The organism is Mesorhizobium sp. B3-1-7 (assembly GCF_006439385.1).
Taxonomy (GTDB): Bacteria; Pseudomonadota; Alphaproteobacteria; order Rhizobiales; family Rhizobiaceae; genus Mesorhizobium.
In genome coordinates this window covers 194652-218773 of the sequence record NZ_VFTL01000001.1, presented here as the reverse complement: position 1 = coordinate 218773, position 24122 = coordinate 194652, and the positions used below count along the sequence as shown (strand labels likewise).

Genomic DNA, 24122 nt, shown 5'->3' with positions numbered 1-24122 from the left:
GAGCTTCACGCCTGCTGCCAGGCCAACGCGTATTCGCGCCAAGCGCGCTCGATTGGCGGTGCGGTGCGTTCGCCTTTGCTCGTGACCGTAGCGCCATCCGACGCCAGCAGCGCGGCGCCGATGCTGGTGCCGGTCGAGGCCTCCGATGCAATGACGGGCCTTCCCGTCGCTGCCGCCAGCATGCGGATGAAAAGCGGGTTCTGCGCGAACGGTCCCTCGACGGTTGTCGGCCCGTCGCCGCCAATCAGCTCCAGGCAGGTCACGGTCATCAGCGCCAGGTAGAATGAGATGGCGGCGAAGCGCTGGCCGGAGCTCAGGTCGTCGGCGTTACACCATTGCGCGGCGCGCTGCGGAAACGGTCCGGAGCCCTGCTGAGTGGACGGCAGCAGCAGAGCTTTCTGCGCCAGCACGGCGGCAACGTCGTCTTCACTCCATTCCTGTGGCTGGCCGTCGGTCAACAGCGAAAACTCGCGTCCGCCCATGAACCGCGCCGACGGCACAGGATCGCCGAGCGCATTGACGTTGACCAGCGTGTCGCGCGCCGCGTCCAACTCGACCTTCCGGCCGCCCACCGCCATCGACACCACCCATGTGCCGGTCGAAACGACCGAGAAGGGCGGTGCGTCGGACAACAGATGCGGCAGCAGCGAGGCGTTGGAATCGTGCAGTCCGCAGAATACGGGCGTCTGCGGGTCGAGCCCTGTGCGTTGCGCCAGCTCCGGCAGGATCGGGCCAAGCCGATCCTTTGCTGGCCGCACCGGCGCCATCAACCGGCGCCAGCCCATCCTGTCGGCCAGCGAGGAGTAATCGGACGTCCAGGGGTTCCACAGATCGGTGTGGCAGCCGAGCGACGTGCCTTCATTGGCAGCGACACCGGTCAGCCGCAGCGCCCAGTACTGCGGATACATCAGCATCGCGGCGGCCTTGGCGAATTCCGCCGGGAATTGTCTCTGCTGCCAGAAGAATTGCGCGCCGAGATTGAGGCCGATCGGCAACCGCGGCGTACCGGTTTCGGCGAAGGGCGGACGCACGGCGTCGTAGTCGGCCGCAAGCTGGTCGGGGCCGTCGAATTCATAGTCGAGCACCGGCAGTACCAGTTCGCCGGAGCGGTCGACCAGCGCGCCGGTCGCGCCATGCGTGGTGATCGATATCGCATCGATCCGCTGTTCGCGGTTGAGATCGGCCAGGCTGTCGAGGATGAACGTCCACAGCGCCTCGACATCGTGATGCGGGTAGGGCGCCTGCCGCACAGGAGCATTGGCGATACGGCGCAGTGCAATCTCGCTCAGCGTCGCGAGATCGACCAGCGCTACCTTGGCGTTGGTCTTGCCGATATCGATGACGGCGACGATCATGCCATATGGAACACGGTTTCCAGCGGCACCGCCACCGGCTCGTTGTCGGTTTTGGTTTCCATGAGGTCGGCCATATGCGCCCACCAGCGCTGCATCACGGGGTGCTTCGGAAGGTCCGCCATGCCGTGGTCGTCACGCCGCCGCAGCACCCCGAACAGGATGTTGGTTTCCTCGTCGAGATGGATCGAATAATCGGAGACGCCGGCCAGCTTCAGCAGATCAACTAGCTCGGGCCAGATCTCGTCATGGCGCCGCTGGTACTCGGCCTTCATGCCGGGATTGAGCTTCATCTTGAAGGCGTATTTCTCCATCAGGCGAAGCGTCCCACGCGCAGGCGGCGCCAGATAATGGGCAGCGCGATGACGATGATCAGCAACAGGCCGATGAAGATCGACATGACGATGCCGGGCACGTTGAGCAGTCCGAGGCCGAACGTCACCAGCCCCATGATGAAGGCGGCGAGCACGACGCCCAGAATGCTGCCGGCGCCGCCGAGAATCGAGACGCCGCCCAGCACCACCATGGTGATCGCCTCAAGCTCGTAGCCCTGCGCGATAGACGGCCGCGTCGAGCCGAGCCGCGAGGTGATCAGCACGGAGGCGATGCCCGACATCAGCCCGGTCAGGCAGAACAGGATGAACTTGATGCGGTTGACGCGCACGCCGGAGAATTGGCAGGCCACCGGGTTGTTGCCGATGGCGAAGACCCGGCGGCCGAAGCTCGTGCGGTGCAGGACGAACCAGTAGATCAGCGCCGCGATCAGGAACAGCGCCAGCTCGAACGAGAAGACCCACCAGACATAGCCTTGGCCGAAGAAGGCGAAGCTTTCCGGATAGCCTTTGTAGGCCTGGTCGCCGAGGATGATGAAGGCGATGCCGCGGAACAGGCTCATCGTGCCGATGGTGACGACGATGGAAGGCAGGCCGAGGCGGGTGACCAGCAACCCATTGAAGGAGCCGCAGCCAAGGCCGACGACGATGCCGATCGCCACCAGCACTGGGGTGCCCGCACCGGCTTGCACCGCCATGCCCATCATCGTCGAGGCTAAAGCCACGATCGCGGCAACCGAGAGATCGATCTCGCCGGAGATGATCAGCAGCGCCATGGCTAGAGCGATCAGCCCCTTTTCGGTGAAGTTGAAGGTCAGGTCCGACAGCGACCACGGATCGAGGAAATAGGGCGAAGCGAAGCTGTTGACCGCAAAGATGGCGACCGCGATGACGACCAGCAGCGCTTCCCAGGAGAAGATCGCCGAGGACAGCGGCTTGTCGAGCCGGTCGGGGATATGGCGCGGGGCAGGGGTGTCGGTCATGCCGCTTCCGCCTTTCTCAGGATGATGCGGCCCTGCCGGCGCTCGCCGCGCGCGTTGAGCACCACGGCCAGGATGATGGCGCTGCCCGAGATCGCCATCTGCCAGAAGGGCGAGATGTTGATGACCGGCAGCGCGTTGGAGATGATGCCGAGGAACAGCGCCCCCAGCACCGCGCCGCCGACCGAGCCGATGCCGCCGGCGATCGAGATGCCGCCGATGACGCAGGCGGCGATGATGTTGAGCTCATAGCCGTTGGCGACCTCGACCGAGGCGATCACATAGCGCGAGATCCACAGATAGCCGGCAAGCCCGCCGATCATGCCGGAAATGCAAAAGACGATGAATTTGGTGCGGCCGACATCGATGCCGGCATAGACCGAGGCGGTCGGATTGACGCCAATGGCGTAGATCGAGCGGCCGATCGCGGTCCGCGTCATCACCAGGAAGAACAGCGCGATCACGACGATCGCGATCCAGGACAGCACCGGCAGGCCGAGGAAGGCAACGCGCTGGAAGTTGATGAAGTCCGGGCTCATCTGGTCGGCATTGACCCAAGCGCCGCCGGAGACGACGAAGGTGGCGCCCCGATAGATGGTGAGCGTGCCCAACGTCACCACGATCGACGGGATGTTCAGCCGCCACACCAGAAGGCCGTTGATGGCGCCGAGCACCAGGCCGACGAGAAGCGCGATCACGATCAGCATCGGGATCGGGATCGCCGGATGCGCGGCGTTCAGCATGGCCACCACCATGCCGGTGAAGCAGAGGTTGGAGGCCATCGACAGATCGATCGAGCGCGTCAGGATCACCACCATCTGCCCCAGCGCCAGGATCATCAGGATCGAGGTGTCGTTGAACACCTGGCGCAGATTGGCGGGGTCGGCGAAGCCGGGGAAGCGCGTCGAGATCAGGCCGATCAGCACGACGATGCCGGCAAGCAGCCAGATCTCGCGATATTTGAGGAAGCTCTTCATGCCGCGATCCCCGCTGCCGTCCGAACCAGCGTTTCGGCGTCGAGACCCTTGTTGTCGTAGGTCGCCGCGATACGGCCTTCGCGCATGACCACGACGCGGTCCGACATGCCGAGGATTTCGGGCAGCTCGGACGACACCATGATCACCGACAGGCCTTGCGCGACCAGCTCGGCCATGAAGCCGTGCACGGCGGCCTTGGAGCCGATGTCGATGCCCTTGGTCGGCTCGTCGAGGATGATCACCTTGGGCGCTGTGGCCAGCCATTTGGCGATAACGACTTTCTGCTGGTTGCCGCCGGAAAGCGTGCCGACATCCTGGCTCAGCGATGAGGCGCGCAGGTCGAGCCGCTCGGTATAGGAGCGGGCGAGCGAGAACTCTTCCGCCAGCCTCAGCACGCCGGATTTCGAGGTGCGCGCCAGTGAAGGGAGAGAAACATTCTGGAAGATTGGCAGGCCGATCACCACGCCTTGCTTGCCGCGTTCTTCGGGCACATAGACGATGCCGGCCTCGATCGAATCCGCAGCCGATTTCGGTGCGATCGTCCGGCCGTCGAGTGAAATCGCGCCCCGGCTCGTGCGGGTGATGCCGGCGATCGCCTGCATCACCTCGCTGCGCCCGGCGCCGACCAGCCCGTAGAAGCCGAGGATCTCGCCCTTGCGCAATTCGAAGCCGATATCGTCGAACTCGGTCGGATGCGACAGGCCGGAGACGGACAGCACCGGCGCGCCGATCTTCGGCTCGCGCTGCGGAAAGATGTGGTCGACATTGCGGCCGACCATCATGCGTACGATCTCGTTCTGGCTGGCGTCCTTGAGCAGGCCTTCGCCGACCATCTCGCCGTCGCGAAACACCGTATAGCGATCGGCGATGCGGTAGATCTCGTCGAATTTGTGGCTGATGAACAGCACCGCCTTGCCATCGCTTTTCAGGAATTCGATCAGCAGGAAAAGCTCCTCGATCTCCTTCATCGAAAGCGCTGCGGTCGGTTCGTCCATGATGACGATGCGCGCATCGATCGACATGGCGCGGGCGACTGCCACAAGGTGCTTGTTGGCGATGCCGAGATCTCTCAGTCGTGCATCGGCGTCGATATGGCCGGCGCGCATCGTCTCCAGCACCTCGCGCGCGTTCTTGCGCATGGTGCGCCAGTCGATGGTGCCGAAACGGGTGCGCGGCGCGTGGCCAAGGAAGATGTTCTCGGCGACCGACAGATCGTCGAACAGCACGGTTTCCTGATGGATGGCGGTGATGCCGTGGCCGAAGGCGGCATGCGCGCTCGGCAGCGTCGTGGCCTGGCCGTCGATGCCGATCTCGCCGGAGTCGGGCTGGTAGATGCCGGTCATGATCTTGACCAATGTCGACTTGCCGGCGCCGTTCTCGCCGATCAGCGCCGTCACCTGTCCAGGATAGAGCGACAGGCTGACATTATGCAGGGCACGCACGCCCGGGAAGCTTTTCGAGATGCCTGAGAGCGTCAGGCGAGGAGAGGCGCTTTGGGCCGGGCCTGAAGGCCCGGGCCGCTCCGTCTCTATTTTGCGCTGGGCTGTCGTGTCCATATCCGTATCAGGCCCCGAGAGAAGGTCCGTTTGAAGATGCGGCGGGACAATTGTCCCGCCGCAGGAACTTGAAGTCGACCGGAATCAGTAGATCTTGGAGAACTTGTCGATGTTGGTCTTGTCGAACTGGAAGGGCGGAGCCATCGCGGCCGAGTTGGTGTCGTCGAGCGTCACCTTGCCGACGCGGCCGATCGATAGCGTAGCGCCGGGCTTGGCTTCTTCCTTCTTCACCGCCAGGTCATGGGCGAGGTAGATCGCCGAGTAGCCGAGATCGATGGGGTTCCACAGCGCGACAGCCTGCGAAGCGCCGTTGTCGATGAACTTCTTGAACTCGGACGGCAGCGCCAGGCCGGTGACGTTGACCTTGCCGATCAGGTTCCCGTCGGTGACGACCTGCGCGGCGGCGACGACGCCGACGGTGGTCGGCGCGATGATTGCCTTGAGGTTCGGATAAGACTTCAAGAGGCCCTTGGCTTCATCGGTGCTCTTGGCCGAGTCGTCATCGCCATAGACGGTGGCGACCAGCTTGATCTTCGGGAACTTCTCCGGCAGCACCTTCTTGGCCGCCTCGATCCAGGCATTCTGGTTGGTCGCCGTCGAGGACGCCGAGAGGATCGCGACGTCGCCGCCTTCCGGCAGGTAGTCGGCGGCGAGCTTGATGATCGTCTCGCCGATCAGGCCGGTGTCGGACGGGTTGAGGTGAAGCTGGCGGCCTTCCTTGGCGACGCCGGAATCCCATGAAATGACGGTGATGCCGCGCTCCATCGCCTTCTTCAGCACAGGCACCAGGGCGTCGGCGTCATTGGCCGAAACGGCGATCGCGTTGACCTTCTGCGCGATCAGCGAATTGATCACTTCGATCTGCGCTTCGGCGGTCGCCTTGGTCGGGCCGGTGTAGATGACATCGACATCGCCCAGTTCCTTGGCCGCTTCCTCGGCGCCCTTGTTGGCGGCGTCGAAGAAGCCGTTGCCGAGCGACTTCACCACCAGCGCGATCTTGACGTTCTCGGCATAGGCGGCATTCACGAACATGGCGGCGGAAAAGGCCGCCGTAACCAGCAGTTTCTTCAAAAAGCTCATCGAATATCCTCCCTTGAGCGTTGCATTCCATCGCCGCTGCGGGCGTGAGTTTCCCTCAGGCCTGCAGTGAAGATTCTTCCTTGTCGCTTGACTGTCTGCGGGCGACGATCAGCGCCACGCCCGCCGTTTCCAGCATCTTGGCCTCGCGGTCCTCGATGCCGTCGTCGGTGATCACGGTCGCGATGCGCGACAGCCCGCACAGGATCAGGCTGGAGCGCATGCGGAATTTCGAGGAATCGACCAGCACCACCAATTCATCGGCCTGGTCGATCAGCTTCTGTTCCGCCTGGATCAGCAGCGGATCGCCTTCCATCAGTCCGAGCGGCCCCAGCCCCTGCGCACCCATGAACATGCGCCGCGCATAGAAGTTGCGCGTCACGTCATTGTCGAAAGGCGACAGGATGATGTTCTGCTCGCGGTAGATCGTGCCACCGGACAGCATCACCGTGTTCTTCGAGTGCTTGAGCAGATGCTCCGCGATCGGGAAGGAGTTGGTGAAGATCGGCATCCGGCGGCCGGTCAGGAAATGCACCATCTGGAAGGTTGTGGTGCCGCCATTGATGATGATCGGCTCGCCGTCCGTGCACAGGTTCACCGCTTCCCGCGCGATCGCCCGCTTTTGCGCGGCGTTCAGCGTTTCGTTGACCGAGAAGGGCCGGCCGGCAAGGCCGATGAACTGCGGCGGCGAGATCGCCTCGGCGCCGCCGCGCACCCGGCGCAAGCGTTTCTGGACATGGAGGGCCGCGATGTCGCGCCGGATCGTCGCCTCGGAGGAGTCCGTCAGCTCGACCATTTCCTGCACCGTCACCACAGGCTTTTCCTGGACGGCGGACAGAATGATCCTGTGGCGCTCTTTCTCGTGCATGGTTCCTCCCTGCCCAAGCATCAGGCCTTAGAAAACGCGCAGTGTCAATCATTTCCGATCAAATATTTTCATTGTGCAGTGCAATATGAGCGATATTGATCGTTTATGATTGACAAGCGAGGCGCTTGCGTAGACATTCCCGGCGAGAAATGAGGGGTGCGGCGTTCGCGCTCCAAGGGAGGATACCTATGCTCGACAAGCGCTCCGGCTCGCGCCTCGCCAACCTTTGGGACGATGCAAAAGCCGAAGGGATGAGCGGTCCCGAGCTCCTGGTCTATCGCTCGAACACGTTGGGTTCCGACAAGCGCGTCACCAATTACGGCGGCGGCAACACCTCGTCCAAGGTCCGGCAGAAGGACCCGCTCACCGGCGAGGAGGCGGAAGTCCTCTGGGTCAAGGGCTCTGGTGGCGACAGCGCCTCGATCAAGCTTGACGGTTTCGCCACGCTTTACATGGACAAGCTGCGTGCCATCAAAGGTCTTTATCGCGGCGTCGAGCACGAGGACGAGATGGTGGGCTACCTGCCCCACTGCACCTTCAACCTCAATCCGCGCGCGGCCTCGATCGATACGCCGCTGCACGCTTACGTGCCGAAGGTCTGCGTCGACCACATGCATCCCGACGCCATCATCGCCATTGCCGCGGCCAAGGACTCCAAGGCGATCACCAAGGAAATCTTCGGCGACGCCATCGGCTGGCTGCCGTGGAAGCGGCCGGGCTTCGAGCTGGGCCTGTGGCTGGAGAAATTCTGCCTCGAAAACCCCGAGGCCAAGGGTGTCGTGCTGGAAAGCCACGGCCTGTTCACCTGGGGGGACACGCCGAAGGAGTGCTACGAGACGACGATCTCGGTGATCAACCAGGCGATCGACTGGTTCGAGCGGAAATCCGAGGGCAAGGCGATCTTCGGCGGCGAGGCGGTCCAGTCGCTCGACGTGCCGGCACGCCGCGCCATCGCCGCCAAGCTGATGCCGAGGATCCGCGGCCTGATCTCCGAAACGAGCCACAAGCTCGGCCATTTCGACGATCAGCCGGCCGTGCTCGAATTCGTCAATTCGAGGGACCTGCGGCCGCTGGCGGCGCTCGGCACATCATGTCCCGATCACTTCCTGCGCACCAAGATCCGGCCGCTGGTCATCGAGTTCGATCCGGCCAAGCCCGATATCGACGCCGTCATTGCGCGGCTCGCCGACGACATCGCCGCCTATCGCGTCGGCTATCAGGCCTATTACGACGGCTGCAAGCATCCGGACTCGCCGGCCATCCGCGATCCCAATGCCGTGGTCTATCTGATGCCCGGCGTCGGCATGTTCACCTTCGCCGGCGACAAGGCGACGGCGCGCATATCCGGCGAGTTCTACGTCAACGCCATCAACGTCATGCGCGGCGCCTCGACGGTCTCGTCCTATGTCGGCCTGCCGGCGCAGGAAGCCTTCGACATCGAATACTGGCAGCTCGAGGAAGCCAAGCTCCAGCGCCTGCCGAAGCCGAAGGCGCTGGCCGGCCAGATCGCGCTGGTCACCGGCGGCGCCGGCGGCATCGGCCGTGCCACCGCCAACCGGCTGCTGCGCGAAGGCGCTTGCGTAATGCTGGCCGACATCGACGAAGCCGCGTTGGCCAGCGCCAATGACGAACTTTCGAAGGCCTACGGAAAAGACGTCGTCCGTCCGGTGCGCATCGATGTCACCTCCGAGGATCAAGTGCTTTCCGGCTTCGCCGAAACTGCGGTCGAATTCGGCGGTGTCGACATCCTGGTCTCGAATGCCGGCCTGGCCTCTTCGGCACCGATCGAGGAGACGACGCTGGCGTTGTGGAACAAGAATATGGACATCCTGTCCACCGGCTATTTCCTCGTCTCGCGCGAGGCTTTCCGCCTGTTCCGCGCCCAGAAGATCGGCGGCAACGTCGTCTTCGTCGCCTCCAAGAACGGCCTCGCCGCATCGCCAAATGCGTCCGCCTATTGCACGGCCAAGGCGGCTGAGATCCATCTTGCCCGCTGCCTGGCGCTGGAGGGCGCGGAAGCCCAGATCAGGGTCAATGTCGTCAATCCGGACGCCGTGCTGCGCGGTTCGAAAATCTGGACCGGTGAGTGGAAGGAACAGCGCGCCGCCGCCTACAAGATGTCGACCGACGACCTCGAGGAGCATTACCGCTCGCGCTCGATGCTGAAGCGCTCGGTCTTCCCGGAAGACATTGCCGAGGCGATCTACTTCTTCGCCTCCGACATGTCGGCCAAATCGACCGGCAATATCGTCAACGTCGACGCCGGCAACGCGCAAAGTTTTACGCGATAAGCTTCCTTCTCCCCGTTCAACGGGGAGAAGGTGCCGGCAGGCGGATGAGGGGCAGCGCCGGCCGAACACGTTTTGGGAGGAAGTGCAGTGTCCGAACAGATCATCTCGGCCGACGTCGTCGAAAAGGACAACGCCGCGCGCAAACCCGACCTCGACCGCGACTACGCCGCGCTAGGCGAGCGTCTCGACCGGCGCGGCATCGCCATCGACGCCATCCGTGACAAGGTAGAAAAATTCGCCGTGGCGATCCCATCCTGGGGCGTCGGCACCGGCGGCACGCGTTTCGCCCGCTTTCCGGGTGCCGGCGAGCCGCGCGACATCTTCGACAAGATCGAGGACTGCGCCGTCATCAGCCAGCTGACGCAGGCGACGCCGACCGTCTCGCTGCACATCCCGTGGGACAAGGCCGATGCGAACCGGCTGAAGCAGGCGGCGTCCCGCTTCGGCCTCGGCTTCGACGCGATGAATTCCAACACCTTCTCCGACGCGAAGGACCAGAAGCTTTCCTACAAATTCGGCTCGCTCTCGCATGCCGATGCCGGAACGCGCCGCCAGGCGGTCGAGCACAATCTCGAATGCATCGAGATCGGCAGGACGCTCGGCTCCAAGGCGCTGACGGTGTGGATCGGCGACGGCTCGAATTTCCCCGGCCAGGTCAATTTCGCCAAGGCGTTCGAGCGCTATCTCGACGCCATGCGCGAGATTTATGCCGGCCTGCCGGCCGACTGGCGGCTGTTCACCGAGCACAAGATGTATGAGCCGGCCTTCTATTCGACAGTGGTGCAGGATTGGGGCACCAATTACATCATTGCCAGGGAGCTCGGCGACAAGGCCTTCTGCCTGGTCGACCTTGGCCATCACGCGCCCAACGTCAACATCGAGATGATCGTGTCGCGGCTGATCCAGTTCGGCAAGCTCGGCGGCTTCCACTTCAACGATTCCAAGTATGGCGACGACGATCTCGATGCCGGCTCGATCGATCCCTACCGGCTGTTCCTGGTCTTCAACGAATTGGTCGATGCAGAACTCTCGGGCGCCGAGGGGTTCAATCCCGCCCATATGCTCGACCAGAGCCACAACGTCACCGATCCGATCGAGAGCCTGATGCTGTCAGCGGTTGAGGTGCAGCGCGCCTATGCGCAGGCGCTGCTGGTCGACCGCAAGGCGCTGGATGGCTTCCAGGAGGAGAACGACGCGCTGATGGCGACGCAGACACTTAAAAGCGCCTACCGCACCGATGTCGAACCGATCTTGGCGATGGCCAGACTGCGCACTGGCGGCGCGATCGATCCGGTCGCCGCCTATCGCGAGGCCGGCTACCGGGCCAAGGTCGCGGTCGAGCGGCCGGCAGTCGCTGGCGGTGGCGGCGGCATCGTCTGACAGGCAGATATCGGATTTGATCTGGTCCAGCGCCATTGGCGGTGGACAGGTCCGCCGGCAGGGTTTTTCCTAGGCGTCCCCAACGCCAGGAGCACCGCCATGCCCTTGACCCGTCGGACGCTGATCGGCGTCACCCTTTCGCTCGCAATTGCCCTCGCACCGCCGACCATCGTCCTCGCCGCCTCGCCGCAACCGGCCAAGGGCGAGCACGGCATGGTGGTGACGGCCCAGCATCTGGCGACCGAGATCGGCGTCGACGTGCTGAAAAAGGGCGGCAATGCAGTCGATGCCGCTGTTGCCGTCGGCTATGCGCTCGCCGTCGTCTATCCCAATGCCGGCAACATCGGCGGCGGCGGGTTCATGACCGTGCGCATGAAGGACGGCCGCACGACCTTCCTCGATTTCCGCGAGCGCGCGCCGCTCGCCGCGACCAAGACCATGTATCTCGACAAGGACGGCAATCCGGTGAAAGGCGCCAGCCTCGACGGCTATCTGGCGGTCGGCGTGCCGGGCTCGGTCGCCGGCTTCGAGATGGCGCGCGAGAAATACGGCACGCTCACCAGGCAGGATCTGATGGCGCCGGCCATTGCCTACGCCAAGGATGGCTTCGTGCTCAACCAGGGCGATGCCGCGTCGTTCGCAGGCGGCGCCGATCGTCTGGCAAAGGATCCGGCGGCCGCCGCCATCTTCCTGAAACCGGATGGCAAGCCTTACGGGATTGGCGAGAAGCTCGTTCAGCCGGACCTCGCCGCCTCGCTGTCGGCGATTTCGGAAAAGGGGCCGGACGCCTTCTACAAGGGTGCTATCGCCGACGCCATCGTCAAGGCGAGCGGCGCCAAGGGCGGCGTCCTCGCCAAGGCCGATTTCGAGCAATATGCCGTGCGCGAGCTGAAGCCGGTGACCTGCACCTATCGCGGCTACGAAATCATCTCCTCGCCGCCGCCAAGCTCGGGCGGCGTCATCATCTGCGAAATATTGAACGTGCTCGAAGGCTATCCGCTGTCCTATCTCGGCGCCGGCTCGGCCGAGACGGTCCACGTGATGGTCGAAGCCATGCGCCATGCCTATGTCGACCGCAATTCGGCGCTCGGCGATCCGGATTTCGTCGACAATCCGGTCTCCAAATTGCTCGACAAGAACTATGCAAAGGACATCCGCGACAAGATCGATCCGTTCCGCGCCGGCGTGTCGAAGGACCTGATGCCCAAGGGTTTCGGCGAGTCGAAGGAAACCACTCACTATTCGATCATCGACAAGGACGGCAATGCGGTTGCGGTCACCTATACGCTGAACGGCTCCTTCGGCGCCGGGGTCGTCGCCGATGGCACCGGCATCCTGCTCAACAACGAGATGGACGATTTCACCCAGAAGCCCGGCGTGCCCAACCTCTACGGCCTGGTCCAGGGCGAGGCGAATGCCATCCAGCCGAAGAAGACGCCTTTATCCTCGATGAGCCCAACGATCGTGACCAGGGACGGCAAGCCGTTCATGGTCATCGGCAGTCCGGGCGGTTCGCGCATCATCACCATCACGCTCGAGGCGATCGTCAACGTCATCGACCACGGCATGGACATCCAGCAGGCGATCGACGCGCCGCGCATCCATCATCAATGGCTGCCGGACACCATCTATGTCGAACCGTTCGGGCTTTCGCCGGACACGGAGAAGCTGCTTGCCGCCATGGGCTATCACCTCGATCTCAGCGACCAAACCTGGGGGCAGGCGGCTGGCATCCTGGTCGGTGGCAAGAGCCTGGCACAGATCGAGAAAGGCGGCGGCTCGCGCTACAACGGCGCCATCGACAGCCGCGCTGCCGCCGGTGAGGCGCTGGGATATTAATTGATCAGGTGACCAGCGTGATGGTCGAGGCGATCAGCATCACGGCGGCGATAGCGACGAAGAGGGCATAGATGCGCGGCCGGTCGAGCAGCAGCGCATTGCCCGAGATCCAGGCCGCCGTGGCGCCGCCAAGCGCGAACAGGAAGCCGTTGCGGTGGCCGAAGGACATGGAGGCGGCCATCAGGCCGCCGATGATCAGCGCGCCGAAGACGATTATGACGGCAACCGCGTATTTCTCGAAATCGTTGCCGCCACCCATCGCCGGCCCCATCGCATTGAGATTGGGCAGGTCGTCAGGGTCGAAGGGGCTGGTCGAGCCATATTCGTCTTGACCGAGGGATTCGCGCATCATTCGTTCTCCGCTGGGCGGCAACAAACCATCAACGCCTGCCGAGCGCAACCCGGCAAAGCCGGCACGGCGATGCATTCGCCGTCCCGCTGATGCCCGAGCGCCACGGTTTCCCGGTTGGTTTCAACGAGGTAGCGGCGTTGCGGTTCCACCTAAAGCGCGTCGCGCTGAAGCGGATTCAGGCGACGCGCTTTTAAGGCTTTGTTTTCATGCATGTCGTTATCGCAAAACCGCTGCACACTTTTGCGCGACATGCATTAATTGATCTACCTGGAAAAATCGCTGCGCACGATGCCGTGCCGCTGCAGCTTGTCGTAGAAGGTCTTGCGCGGAATGCCGAGGGCCTCGATGGTGCGGCGGACGTCGCCGTCATTGCGACCAAGTGTCTCGCGGATAATTTCGGCTTCGTAACGATCGAGCCGTTCCGGCAAGGGCATGGGGGTGCCGATCTCCGTTGCCGCCGGGGAAGACGCTGGAGCAACGTCGTCCAGCCCGAGCACGAAGCGTTCGGCGAAGTGGGCGAGTTCGCGCACATTGCCGGGCCAGTCATGTTCGCCGAGATGGCGCTGAACCGCGGCGGAGATCGCCGGCACGGCGCGCCGAAAACGGGCGGCGGCGCGATCGGCGAAATAACCGAACAACAGCGGCACGTCGTCCCGCCGCTCGCGCAGCGGCGGGATCGAAAGCGTCACCACATTGAGCCGGTAATAGAGATCCTCACGGAAAGCGCCGCGCTGGCTGGCATCGCCGAGATCGACCTTGGCAGCCGCGACCACCCTCAGGTCGACCGGCCGCACCTCATTGGTGCCGAGCGGCGTCACCTCGCGCATTTCCAAGACGCGCAGCATCTGCACCTGTGTCGAGGCCGGCATGCTTTCGATCTCGTCGAGGAACAGCGTGCCGCCGCTCGAATGCTCGATGCGGCCGACGCGCTTCTTCTGCGCGCCGGTGAAGGCGCCGGCCTCGTGTCCGAACAATTCGCTCTCGATGACCGTCTCCGGCAGCGTGCCGCAGTTCAACGCGACGAAATTGCCCTTGGCGCGGCGGCTCCAGCGGTGCAGCAGGCTCGCCACCACCTCCTTGCCCGAACCGGTCTCGCCGGTCACCAGAACGTCGACATCGGTGTCGGCGATCTGCCGCAATGTCCGGCGCAGCCGCTCCATGGCCGGCGTCTGGCCGATCAGCGGCAATCCCTCCCGCGCCTGCTCGGCCGCCTCGCGCAAGGCGCGGTTTTCCATCACCAGGCGCCGCTTTTCGGTGGCGCGGGCCACGCTCTGCGCCAGCCTGTCGGCGGCGAAAGGCTTGGTGATGAAGTCGTAGGCGCCGTCCTTGATCGCCTTCACGGCCATCGCGATATCGCCATGGCCGGTGACCAGGATGACGGGGATATCGGGGTCGAGTAGCAGCACGCGATCGAAAAGCTGCAGCCCGTCGATCTCCGGCATGCGGATATCCGACACCACCACGCCGGCGAAATTCCTGTCGAGTGCCGCCAGCGCTTCGCTCGCCACCGAATGGGCCGACACCGCAAAGCCGGCAAGCTCCAGCGTCTGTCTCGTCGCCTTGAGCAGATCGCTGTCGTCATCGATCAGGATCACCGGGGCTGGATCGTGCTTCGTCATGCAGCGCCGGCTTTCGACAGATGGATGGTGAAGCGTGTTCCCTGGCCGCTGCTCGAAACCTCGATGCGCCCGCCATAGTCGGTGACGATATCCTTGGAGATGACGAGTCCGAGCCCGAGGCCCTTTTCCTTGGAGGTGTTGAAGGGCGTGAACAGCGACTTCAGGATCGCGGGCGGAATGCCCGGGCCGTTGTCCGAGACCATGAGCGCGACGTCATCGCCGGTCTCGGCCGCCGAAACCTCGACTTTCGCGTCGTCGCGGCCATCGAGTGCCTCCAGCGCGTTCTGGAACAGGTTGATCAGTACCTGCTCCAGCCGCAGCCGGTTGCCCATAACCTTCAGCGCCGGCGGCGGCAGCGTGATCGCCAGCGCATCCAGCCGGCCGGCGAAGCGGCTCCTGAGCAGCACGACGGCGCCTTCGATCACGCCGCGCAGTTCCACCGGCTCGGCGGCGGTGCGGCCCTTGCGGGCGAAAGCTTTCAGCTCTTCGGTGATGGAACCGATCCGCTCGGTCAGCGCGGCGATGGCGCCAAGGTTCTCCTCGGCTGAGGTGCTCTGCTTGCGTTCGAGGAAGACGCGCGCATTGTCGGCATAGGCGCGGATCGTCGCCACCGGCTGGTTGATCTCATGCGCGACCCCGGCGGCGACCTGGCCAAGCGTGGCAAGCCGGTTGGCCTGCACCAGTTCCTGCTGCATCACCTGCAGCCTGGCTTCGGTGCTGCGATGGTCGGCGATCTCGGCTTGCAGCCGGTCGCGCGCCAGACTCAGATCCTGCGTGCGCTCGACGACCCGGCGCTCGAGCTCGGCGCGCGCGGCCTGTTCGGCGGCAATCCGCATCTGGCCGGATTGCCGGCGCCACAACAGATAGGCGGCAAAGGCAATGAGCGGCACGAGGACACCGAGCGCCAGGAGCCGCATCTCGCGCTGCGCCGCCGCGACCGCTGCTTCGGCAGGAAGGAGATAGTCGAGGCGCCAGGGTGTCGACGGCACGGCGGTGGAAAGCCGCAGATATTCCGCATCGCTGCCGCCGGGCGTGATGGCCTGGACGAGCGCGACATCGGGGCTGAGCGGTTGCGGTTTCGTGATCGGCAAGGGCACCAGCGGCGCATCGCCGAATTGCTGGCTGGCGCGGATGTCGGCCGTAACCGGAGCGGCCAGCGGCGCCGTCGTCATGAAACGCCAGGAGGGCACGCTCGTGATCAGCACCACGCCATGCGCATCGCTGACATAGGCCGGGCGGTTCGCCTCGCGCCAGTCGGACTCGAGCTGGTCGAACTCCATCTTGACCACGACGACGCCGAGCGGCCCCGCAGCGCCGTCGACGCGGCGCGAGATGTAGAGGCCCGGACGTTTGCTGACATTGCCGAGCGCGAAATATTCGGCCGTGCCGGTTTCCATCGCGCCCGAGAAATAGGCGCGAAAACCATAGTCGTTTCCGACGAAGCTCACCGGCTCGCGCCAATTGCTGGAGGCGATCGCCAGGCCGTCCGTGCCGGTGACATAAAGCACCGAGGCCTTGGTGCCCGAGACCAGCCCTTCGAGCTTGCGGTTGAGCACGTCGATCGATGCGGGGTTGCGCTCGGCCAGCGCATCATGCACCTGCTGGTCTTCCGACAGGAGCAGCGGCAGCGCGCGCGGATTTTCCAGCACCGCGCGCAGCAGTGCGACTTTGAGGTTGGCGTCCGTGCGCCCTTGCGCGGCTAGAGTCTCGATCTCGGCCGAGCGACCATAAAGCCCGGCGCCGTAGAGCGCCGCGAGCACGATCAGCAGCGCCACCGCCGTAAACAGCAGCCAGGTGCGCCGCGCCCGCCCGGCAAGCAGTTCGGGCGTTGGGGCGAGGGCAGCGGCCGGGCGTTGCAGCATGCCGCATCTGTGCATGATTTCGCACAAAGCGCAATTCGACCTATGCGGATAACCGCACTAGTGTTCGCCAATACGCTTGTCGCCGGATCGAAAAATCCAACAAAATCAACAGAGCGAGATTCCGGACATCATCTGGCACGGGGGTTGCAAATGCATCCGCAGCAGCCGCGAGGCTGTGGAGGTCAACAGCCCCCTGGGAGGTCGAGCGTCTCGATCGGGGGCCGAACGGAGGACATCATGCAGACAGCAATCGCTGCCGCCGAACCGCGCGGCAAGGTTCCCTTTTACCGGCATCTCTACGTACAGGTCCTGGTGGCGATTGCCGCCGGTATCCTGCTTGGCCATTTCTACCCCGAGCTGGGCGCATCGCTGAAACCGCTTGGCGACGCCTTCATCAAGCTGGTCAAGATGGTGATCGCGCCGGTGATCTTCCTCACCGTGGCAACCGGCATTGCCGGTGTCTCCGACCTGCACAAGGTCGGCCGCGTCGCCGGCAAGGCGATGATCTATTTCCTCGTCTTCTCGACATTGGCGCTCATCGTCGGCCTCGTCGTGTCGAACGTCATCCAGCCCGGCGCCGGCATGCACATCAATCCCGCGACCCTCGACCCATCGAAGGTGGCGACCTTCACCGAGAAGGCGCATGACTCTTCCATCGTCGGCTTCCTGATGAACATCATCCCCGACACCATCACCGGCGCCTTCGCGCAGGGCGACATCCTGCAGGTGCTGTTCTTCTCGGTGCTGTTCGGCATAGCGCTGGCGCTGGTCGGCGAGCGCGGCCGCCCCGTGGTCGATTTCCTGCAGGCGCTGACCTCGCCGGTCTTCCGCCTCGTCGCCATCCTGATGAAGGCGGCGCCCATCGGCGCCTTCGGCGCCATGGCCTTCACCGTCGGCAAATACGGCATCGGCGCGATCGCCAACCTCGCCATGCTGATCGGCACCTTCTATCTGACATCGCTGCTCTTCGTGCTCGTCGTGCTCGGCACTGTGGCATGGTACAACGGCTTCTCCATCCTGGCGCTGATCCGCTACATCAAGGAAGAATTGCTCCTGGTGCTCGGCACCTCGTCGTCGGAAGCGGCACTTCCCGGTCTGATGGCCAAGATGGAGCGCGCCGGCTGCAACCGCTCGGTGGTCGGCCTGGTCATCCCGACCGGCTATTCCTTCAATCTTGACGGCACCAACATCTACATGACGCTGGCAGCACTTTTCATCGCCCAGGCGACCGACACGCCGCTCACCTTCGGCGACCAGATCCTGCTCTTGCTCGTCGCCATGCTAAGCTCGAAGGGTGCGGCTGGCATCACCGGCGCCGGCTTCATCACACTGGCCGCGACGCTCTCGGTAGTGCCCTCCGTGCCGGTCGCCGGCATGGCGCTGATCCTCGGCGTCGACCGCTTCATGTCGGAATGCCGCGCGCTCACCAACTTCGTCGGCAACGCGGTCGCGACCATCGTCGTGGCGCGCTGGGAAGGTGAGCTCGACCAGACCAGGTTCGCCGCCGCCATGGCCGGCCAGTTGTCGGAAGAAGCCGACCTCGCGTTGTCGGGCGGCCTGCAGCCTGCCTAGCCAACCAGCATCCTCCCGATGCCGAACAGGTCGCGGCAATCGCCGCGGCCTGTTCTTTTTGTCGGCCGCCGCATAGGCTGCGCGAGCCGGATTCCTGGCGAAACATTCAGCCGAGAGGGCGGTCGATGAGCAGTGCGTATCCCGAGATCTATCTTGTCCGTCATGGCCAGACGGAGTGGAGTCTCTCGGGCAGGCATACCGGCCGCACCGACATCCCCCTGACCGCGAAAGGCGAGGAGGCCGCGCGCGGCGTCGCCGACCGGCTCAAGGGCCTGACTTTCCAGGCGGTCTGGTCGAGCCCGTCGCAGCGCGCCTTCGACACCTGCCGGCTCGCCGGTTTCGGCGAGCGCGCGGTGAAAAAGGTCGACCTGCAGGAATGGGACTATGGCGCCTATGAAGCGGTGACGACCAAGGAGATCCTGTCCAAGCGACCCGGCTGGCAATTGTTTCGCGATGGCTGTCCGCAGGGCGAGACGGCGGCCGATGTCGGCGCCCGCGCCGATACCATCATCGCCGAGCTGCGCGCGGTTGCCGGTAATGTGCTCATCTTCTCCAGCTCGCATTTCCTGCGTGTGTTCGCGTCGCGCTGGGTCGGCCTGCCGCCGGAAGGCGGCGAGCATTTCGTGCTCGACACCGCCAGCCTCAGCATCCTCGGCTACGAGCACGGCCTGACCGAGCCGGTCATCCGCCGCTGGAACCAGAAGTAGCCCCGCTGGATGGCAGCCCAGGTGCCTCTGGCCCGTGGATGACGAAGCTGAGACGTTTCGGCTAGACTCCCACCATCGCCAGTTCCTCCGCGGTCAAATGCCGCGCCTTGCCCTTGGCAAGCTCGCCGAGCTGCAATCCGCCGATCGCCACCCTGATCAGCCGCAGCACCTCGATGTCGAAAGCGCCGAGCAGCCTGCGGATCTGCCGGTTGCGTCCCTCGTCGAGCACGATCTCCAGCCACGCCGTCCGCCCGCCGCTGCGCAACAGCGCGATCGAGCTTGCGGTGAGCAACGCGCCGTCGACGACCGCCCCTTGGCGAAAGCGCTCCAGCATCGCTTCGTCGGGCACGGCCGCGATCTGCACGTGATAGGTCTTGGCGACATGCGAGGCGGGGTCGAGCAGACCGTTCGCCCAGCGCGTGTCGTTGCTCATCAAAAGCAGCCCTTCGCTCGCCTTGTCGAGGCGGCCAACGGGTGACACGAAGGGCAGGTCGAGCCCTTCCAGGCAGTCATAGACGGTGCCGCGGCCTTCGGGGTCGTCGCGGGTCGTGACCAGCCCGCGCGGCTTGTTGAGCATCAGATAGACCTTGCGCTCGGCAACGACGCGCTCGCCGTCGACGGTGATGCGGTCGCGGTCGGGATCGATGCGCAGCAAGGCATCGCGCACCGTCTTGCCGCCGACCTGTACCCGCCCCTCGGCGACGAAACGCTCGGCCTGCGTGCGCGAGCAGAAGCCAAGCTTGGAAAGCGCTCGGGCGAGGCTGACCTTTGGGGTTGCTGATCGTCGGTCGGGTTGGCGTGCCACTGTCTCTGTCTTCGGACTTGCTCAAAACGCTGCAACCGATGCCACGCCTGGCGAGATGGGCGCAAGCGGCTCCATAACCCGGTTCGGGTCGCCGATTTCACTCCTGCGGCGCGCTCAACCGCCGGTAGGAGATGCCGTCGAATGTTGCCGTCACGAAGCTTTTGACCGACATTTTGCGCTTGCGCCCGTCGCTGCAGGCGTAAAGCGGCCAGCCGGCCTCGCTGCATTCGCTGGCCATGCAGATGCGGGTCACGCAGTTGCCTGCGGTCAGCCGGAAGCCACCCTTGCCGGCAAAGCCCTGCAGCAGACTGCCATCCGAGGAACGCCATGTCCGTTGTTGGAATTCAGGCCGCAGCAGCCGAGGCTCGAGCGGGGCGGCCAAACCGGCCTGGTCCGTATGGCCCGAATATTGAAGCCGATAGCGCGCCATGCCGGTCGTGTACGCGGTGACGAGATCGGATTGGCCCGAATATGCCGCCGACAGCTCGGGACGATCGAAAAGATGGGAGGCGCGTGTCTCCGCCCCTGACGGTCTCGTCAGGGCAGCGATGGCGACAAGGGCCAGGCAGACGCGCAGCATCCCGATTTCCAGCAGCCATACCGATCCGGCGTGCCGGTTTGCCCCGGCTGCGTTTACTACAATTCCGCCAAACAATGCTCTGTGCAAGTCGCCGTTGCCGGGGAAGACGCCTTTCATGCGGAGCCCTGGGCTACGCGCGAGCCAAAATCGGGCAATCAGCCGGCGGGGTTCATTCGTGCGAGGCAGCGGGCCTGGTCGCGTGGCCGCCCGAGTTCCTCGTAGCGGCCTGCCGCCTCCTCGAAGGCCGCCAGCGCGCGCATTTCCTTGTTCTGCGCCCGCCGCTGCACGCCGCGCGCCTCCCAGAGCGCCGCGGCCCAGGGGCCGCCTTGCCACATGCCGGCGATGCGCTCGGCATCGTTCAGGCGGCGATCGACCTGTTCCAGGTCGCCGGCTTCTGCAAGGGCTATCGCCGACGCGGTGCGCAGCGCCATCGAACAGGGCTGGCAGGCGCCGGGGATCAGCAGCCGGTCGCCGGCGAGGATTTCCTCGGCTACCATCTTGGGCGTGGAGGCGGCGCGTACGGCCAATGCCTGCATGCGCATGATCAGGTGTGGGGAAAGCCAGGATCGTTCCGCATCCGCCAGGCCGCGGCGGATGAGACGGCCAGCTCGCCACCTTTGGCCGCGTTCCAGCGCGATCTCGGCCAGCCGCTCGATTGCAAGCACGCGGCCTGCCACGGCATCCGCTTCCTGAAGCAATTGTTCCGCCGCAGCAAGGAAGCCTTCGGCGCCGTCGAGATCGCCCGAGAAAAGCGAGGCCTCTCCAAGCAGGAGGCAAGCGAGACCGCGGCCCGCGCTCGATCCGGCCTCTTCGGCCACGGTTAGCAATTCCCGCGCAAGTCCCGCGACCTCGGCATGGCCCTTCGCGCTGCACAGACAGAATTCGGAAAGGCACAGATGACCGTCGAACACATGCTGAACGAAGGCGGGTTTGGCGCGGACCCATTCGATGAATTCGGACCGGAACAGTTGCGGCCACCGGGCTTGCATCATCGATGCGATGCCCAGCAAGGCGCTGGACTCGCCGACCTCGCGCGGCAGGTCGGCGCCGAGTGCAAGGTCACGCGTGCGCCGGGCGATTTCGCTTGCCTTGTCGAATTCGCCGCTTTGCAGATGCACCAGCCCCCAGGCGAGCGACGTGCGTATCTGCTCCACCGGGCTGACGGTCTCCGTGCCGGACAGCGCCAGGGCCTTCTCGTAGAGCGCGATGGTGGCGGCGCTCGGCCCGACGCCGAGTTCGGCATGCAGATTGTCGCGAAGCTGATTGAATTGGCGGATCGCTTCCACGCGGTTGCCCGCATCGAGTGCTACCTGCATCAGCGCGCATTGCGCCTGCTCGTCGGCCGGGTCGAGCGCGATCAGTCGCTGCCAGAGATTGCCGGCGCGCAGGAGGTCGCTATAGCGCTGCTGCAGTTGCGCGCGCGGGGCGTCCAGCCATTCGACGAACAGATCGTCGGGCAGGAGCCTGCCTCCGTAGAGGTCGGCGGCGTGTGCGAAGGCCTTGCTGTCGTCGCCTCGCAGGGCGGCCTTCGCGGCGGTCTCGAAGCTCTCCGTGTCGATCGCCAGTTCGACATCCGGGGCGAGCGCCACGATATCGTTGCTCACGTCGATCAGGTCGCGGCCGCCCAGTGCGCGACGCGCGAAATGGACAGCCTTGCGCAGGCTGGCGCCGGCGGCGTCGGGGTCCGCGTCTGGCCAGAAGGTCTCCATGATCTGCTCGCGGTGGGCGCGATGTCCAGGCCGCAAGGCAAGCAGCTTGACCAAAGCCGCGGCGCGGTCGCGCCGCCACTCGGCCGCCGGGACCACCCGGTCATCGACGCTGACGGCGAACCGGCCGAGGAGGTGGATCGAAACGCGCATGCATTCACCGTCCGGAAGAAAGGGCACCGCCGCCGAAGCCGTCACCGGGCGGCCGTCGTCGGGGAACGCTGGCGGAACATAGATTTCCTAATTTAGCGCCGCAATCGAATTCCAACCGGAAAGGAACACAACCATGTCACTCCGTATCGCAGACATCGCCCCCGACTTCATGGCCGACACCACCGAGGGTCCGATTTCCTTCCATGAATGGCTGGGCAAGGATTGGGGCATCCTCTTCTCGCATCCGAAGGACTACACGCCGGTCTGCACGACCGAGCTCGGCTACATGGCGCGTCTGAAGCCCGAGTTCGACAAGCGCGGCGTGAAAATCATCGGCCTCTCCGTCGACCCCGTCGAGAAGCATGCAGGCTGGGCAAAGGACATCGCCGAAACGCAGGGGACGGCCCCCAACTTCCCGATGATCGGCGATCCGACGCTGGCCGTCTCCCAGCTTTACGACATGCTGCCGGCCTCGGCCGGCAACACGGCCGACGGCCGCACCGCAGCCGACAACCAGACGGTGCGCAATGTCTACGTCATCGGCCCCGACAAGAAGATCAAGCTGGTCATTTCCTATCCGATGACGACTGGCCGCAACTTCGATGAGGTGCTGCGCGTCATCGACTCCCTGCAGCTGACGGCCAAGCACCGCCTGGCGACCCCCGTCAACTGGAAGCCCGGCGACGACGTCATCATCGCTGGCTCGGTGTCGAACGACGAGGCCAGGCAGCTCTATCCGCAGGGCTGGAAGGAACCTAAGCCCTACATTCGCATCGTGCCGCAGCCCGTCCTCACCTGACGAGTGCAAGCGGCAAGCCCGCTAGGCCTTGGCGGTAAGGCATCGACGGCGAGGAGATGGAGTCCTCGCCGCCACTTCAGGAAATGAAGATCAACCGGCGCTTGGCGCCAGAGACAGGGTGGGGAACTGAGATGAACACGGCAAACAAACCGCGCATCGTCGTCCTTGGGGCAGGCTTCGGCGGCCTTGAACTCACGACGCTGCTTTCCGAAGCGATGGGCGACGCCATCGACGTGACCCTGATCGACAAGAGCGATAACTTCATTTTCGGCTTCTCCAAGCTCGACGTCATGTTCGGCCTGAAGCAGCCGGAAGCGGTTCGCCTGCCTTATGCCAGCTTCGCCAAGCCCGGCGTGCGCATGCTGAAGCGCACCATCACAGCGATCGATCCGCAAAGCCGCCGTGTCGTCACCGATGACGGCGTGTTCGACGCCGACCATCTGATCGTGGCACTTGGCGCCGAATATGATTTCGACGCAACGCCTGGTCTTTCCGGAACCAACGAGTTCTATTCGGTGCCCGGCGCGGAACGGCTGCGCCACATGCTGCCAGGTTTCAAGAAGGGCAGGGCGATGGTGGGGGTCTGCGGCGCGCCCTACAAATGCCCGCCGGCACCCAGCGAATGCGTGCTGATGCTGCATGACTATCTGGTGCGGCAAGGCGTGCGCGAGGCTTGCGAGATATCGCTGGTGCTGCCGTTGGGCAGCCCGGTGCCGCCTTCGCCCGACACCTCGCTCGCCTTGCTTGCCGCCTTCGCCGAGCGCGGCATCAAATTCATCCCGGGGCGCCGTGTCGCCTCCGTCGACAACACGCGAAACGTGACCGTCCTCGACGACGGCTCGGAAATGCCTTTCGAGCTTTTCCTTGGCGTGCCCAAGCACAGGGTGCCGCCGGTCGTGCTCGAAAGCGGCATGTCTGAAAACGGCTGGATTCCGGTCAATCCGCGTACGCTCGAAACGAAATACGAGAATGTCTACGCCGTCGGCGACGGCGCTAACACCGGCACGCCCAAGGCCGGCGTCTTCGCCGAGGGCGCCGCGCGGGCGGTGGCCAGCGCCCTCGTCGCAAAGTTGCGCCACAGAGGCGGTGGGACCCTCTATGATGGGTTCGGGACCTGCTATATCGAGTTTGGCGGCGGGCGCATCGGCAAGGTCGAGGTCGACTTCTTCTCGGGGCCCTCGCCGACCGGCAACTACTATGAGCCCTCGGTCACACTCCGTGCCGACAAGGAGATGTTCGGCGCGAGCAGGAGGTCGCGCTGGTTCGGCCTCTGACGAGAGGGGCCTCGGCGGGCGCAGGCATCGTTCGCGGCCTT

20 protein-coding genes are annotated in these 24122 nt (G+C 64.6%); 7 read left to right on the top strand and 13 right to left on the bottom strand.

The annotated features are described in order from the left end of the window. Positions 1-5: 5 nt before the first annotated feature. The 7 genes from FJ417_RS01010 to FJ417_RS00980 all read right to left on the bottom strand — a co-directional run bounded on the left by FJ417_RS01010 (position 6) and on the right by FJ417_RS00980 (position 7142). The gene (locus FJ417_RS01010; protein ID WP_140706297.1) at positions 6-1355 is read right to left on the bottom strand and encodes an FGGY-family carbohydrate kinase; all 1350 of its coding nucleotides are present in this window, start codon (positions 1353-1355) and stop codon (positions 6-8) included. Then, the gene (gene rhaM / locus FJ417_RS01005; RefSeq protein ID WP_181175432.1) at positions 1352-1666 is read right to left on the bottom strand and encodes an L-rhamnose mutarotase; all 315 of its coding nucleotides are present in this window, start codon (positions 1664-1666) and stop codon (positions 1352-1354) included. Before rhaM ends, FJ417_RS01010 begins: the two co-directional genes overlap by 4 nt. Continuing rightward, a complete protein-coding gene (locus tag FJ417_RS01000) occupies positions 1666-2667 on the bottom strand; it encodes an ABC transporter permease (protein ID WP_140782160.1) in 1002 nt (333 codons plus the stop codon). The genes rhaM and FJ417_RS01000 overlap by 1 nt, the downstream gene beginning before the upstream one ends. Next, positions 2664-3641, bottom strand: a complete 978-nt coding sequence (locus FJ417_RS00995) for an ABC transporter permease (protein ID WP_140706291.1) — start codon at positions 3639-3641, stop codon at positions 2664-2666. The genes FJ417_RS01000 and FJ417_RS00995 overlap by 4 nt, the downstream gene beginning before the upstream one ends. Then, on the bottom strand, positions 3638-5197 hold the full coding sequence (locus tag FJ417_RS00990) for a sugar ABC transporter ATP-binding protein (RefSeq protein ID WP_140782159.1): 1560 nt from the start codon (positions 5195-5197) through the stop codon (positions 3638-3640). Before FJ417_RS00990 ends, FJ417_RS00995 begins: the two co-directional genes overlap by 4 nt. Before the next feature lie 84 nt (positions 5198-5281). Beyond that, a complete protein-coding gene (gene rhaS / locus FJ417_RS00985; RefSeq protein WP_140782158.1) occupies positions 5282-6277 on the bottom strand; it encodes a rhamnose ABC transporter substrate-binding protein in 996 nt (331 codons plus the stop codon). Between the two features lie 55 nt (positions 6278-6332). Beyond that, positions 6333-7142 carry a DeoR/GlpR family DNA-binding transcription regulator gene (locus FJ417_RS00980; RefSeq protein ID WP_128259638.1) on the bottom strand — a complete coding sequence of 270 codons (810 nt, stop codon included), beginning with the start codon at positions 7140-7142 and terminating at the stop codon, positions 6333-6335. A 188-nt stretch (positions 7143-7330) separates the two neighbouring features. Here FJ417_RS00980 and FJ417_RS00975 point away from each other — a divergent pair, with 188 nt between their 5' ends. The 3 genes from FJ417_RS00975 (at position 7331) to ggt (ending at position 12652) form a co-directional block, all read left to right on the top strand. Next, complete coding sequence (locus tag FJ417_RS00975) at positions 7331-9433, top strand: bifunctional rhamnulose-1-phosphate aldolase/short-chain dehydrogenase (RefSeq protein ID WP_140782157.1); 2103 nt, start codon at positions 7331-7333, stop codon at positions 9431-9433. An 87-nt stretch (positions 9434-9520) separates the two neighbouring features. After that, positions 9521-10813: an L-rhamnose catabolism isomerase gene (gene rhaI / locus FJ417_RS00970; protein WP_140782156.1), complete on the top strand. Its 1293-nt coding sequence runs from the start codon at positions 9521-9523 to the stop codon at positions 10811-10813. A gap of 99 nt (positions 10814-10912) precedes the next feature. After that, positions 10913-12652, top strand: a complete 1740-nt coding sequence (gene ggt / locus FJ417_RS00965) for a gamma-glutamyltransferase (protein ID WP_140782155.1) — start codon at positions 10913-10915, stop codon at positions 12650-12652. Between the two features lie 4 nt (positions 12653-12656). Here ggt and FJ417_RS00960 read toward each other — a convergent pair whose 3' ends face one another. The 3 genes from FJ417_RS00960 to FJ417_RS00950 all read right to left on the bottom strand — a co-directional run bounded on the left by FJ417_RS00960 (position 12657) and on the right by FJ417_RS00950 (position 16485). Further along, positions 12657-13004, bottom strand: a complete 348-nt coding sequence (locus FJ417_RS00960; RefSeq protein WP_224608676.1) for a hypothetical protein — start codon at positions 13002-13004, stop codon at positions 12657-12659. Positions 13005-13267: 263 nt separating this feature from the next. Then, entirely contained in the window at positions 13268-14623 is a 1356-nt protein-coding gene (locus FJ417_RS00955) for a sigma-54 dependent transcriptional regulator (RefSeq protein WP_140782154.1), read from the bottom strand. Continuing rightward, on the bottom strand, positions 14620-16485 hold the full coding sequence (locus FJ417_RS00950) for a sensor histidine kinase (protein ID WP_140782153.1): 1866 nt from the start codon (positions 16483-16485) through the stop codon (positions 14620-14622). The genes FJ417_RS00955 and FJ417_RS00950 overlap by 4 nt, the downstream gene beginning before the upstream one ends. Positions 16486-16722: 237 nt before the next feature. Between FJ417_RS00950 and FJ417_RS00945 the strand changes: the two genes are divergently transcribed. After that, entirely contained in the window at positions 16723-18057 is a 1335-nt protein-coding gene (locus FJ417_RS00945; protein ID WP_140654634.1) for a dicarboxylate/amino acid:cation symporter, read from the top strand. Between the two features lie 125 nt (positions 18058-18182). Continuing rightward, positions 18183-18764: a histidine phosphatase family protein gene (locus FJ417_RS00940; RefSeq protein WP_140782152.1), complete on the top strand. Its 582-nt coding sequence runs from the start codon at positions 18183-18185 to the stop codon at positions 18762-18764. A 61-nt stretch (positions 18765-18825) separates the two neighbouring features. On the opposite strand, the gene FJ417_RS00935 is transcribed toward FJ417_RS00940, so the two are convergent. The 3 genes from FJ417_RS00935 to FJ417_RS00925 form a co-directional block, all read right to left on the bottom strand. Further along, the gene (locus FJ417_RS00935) at positions 18826-19569 is read right to left on the bottom strand and encodes a pseudouridine synthase (protein WP_140782151.1); all 744 of its coding nucleotides are present in this window, start codon (positions 19567-19569) and stop codon (positions 18826-18828) included. 97 nt (positions 19570-19666) lie between these two features. Further along, a complete protein-coding gene (locus tag FJ417_RS00930) occupies positions 19667-20266 on the bottom strand; it encodes a hypothetical protein (protein WP_246682931.1) in 600 nt (199 codons plus the stop codon). 38 nt (positions 20267-20304) lie between these two features. After that, positions 20305-22008, bottom strand: coding sequence for a BTAD domain-containing putative transcriptional regulator (locus FJ417_RS00925; protein ID WP_140782150.1), 1704 nt, complete (start codon positions 22006-22008; stop codon positions 20305-20307). 133 nt (positions 22009-22141) lie between these two features. Here FJ417_RS00925 and FJ417_RS00920 point away from each other — a divergent pair, with 133 nt between their 5' ends. Continuing rightward, complete coding sequence (locus FJ417_RS00920) at positions 22142-22807, top strand: peroxiredoxin (protein WP_140647410.1); 666 nt, start codon at positions 22142-22144, stop codon at positions 22805-22807. Positions 22808-22938: 131 nt separating this feature from the next. Next, on the top strand, positions 22939-24081 hold the full coding sequence (locus FJ417_RS00915; RefSeq protein ID WP_140782149.1) for an FAD-dependent oxidoreductase: 1143 nt from the start codon (positions 22939-22941) through the stop codon (positions 24079-24081). The last annotated feature ends 41 nt before the right edge of the window (positions 24082-24122 follow it).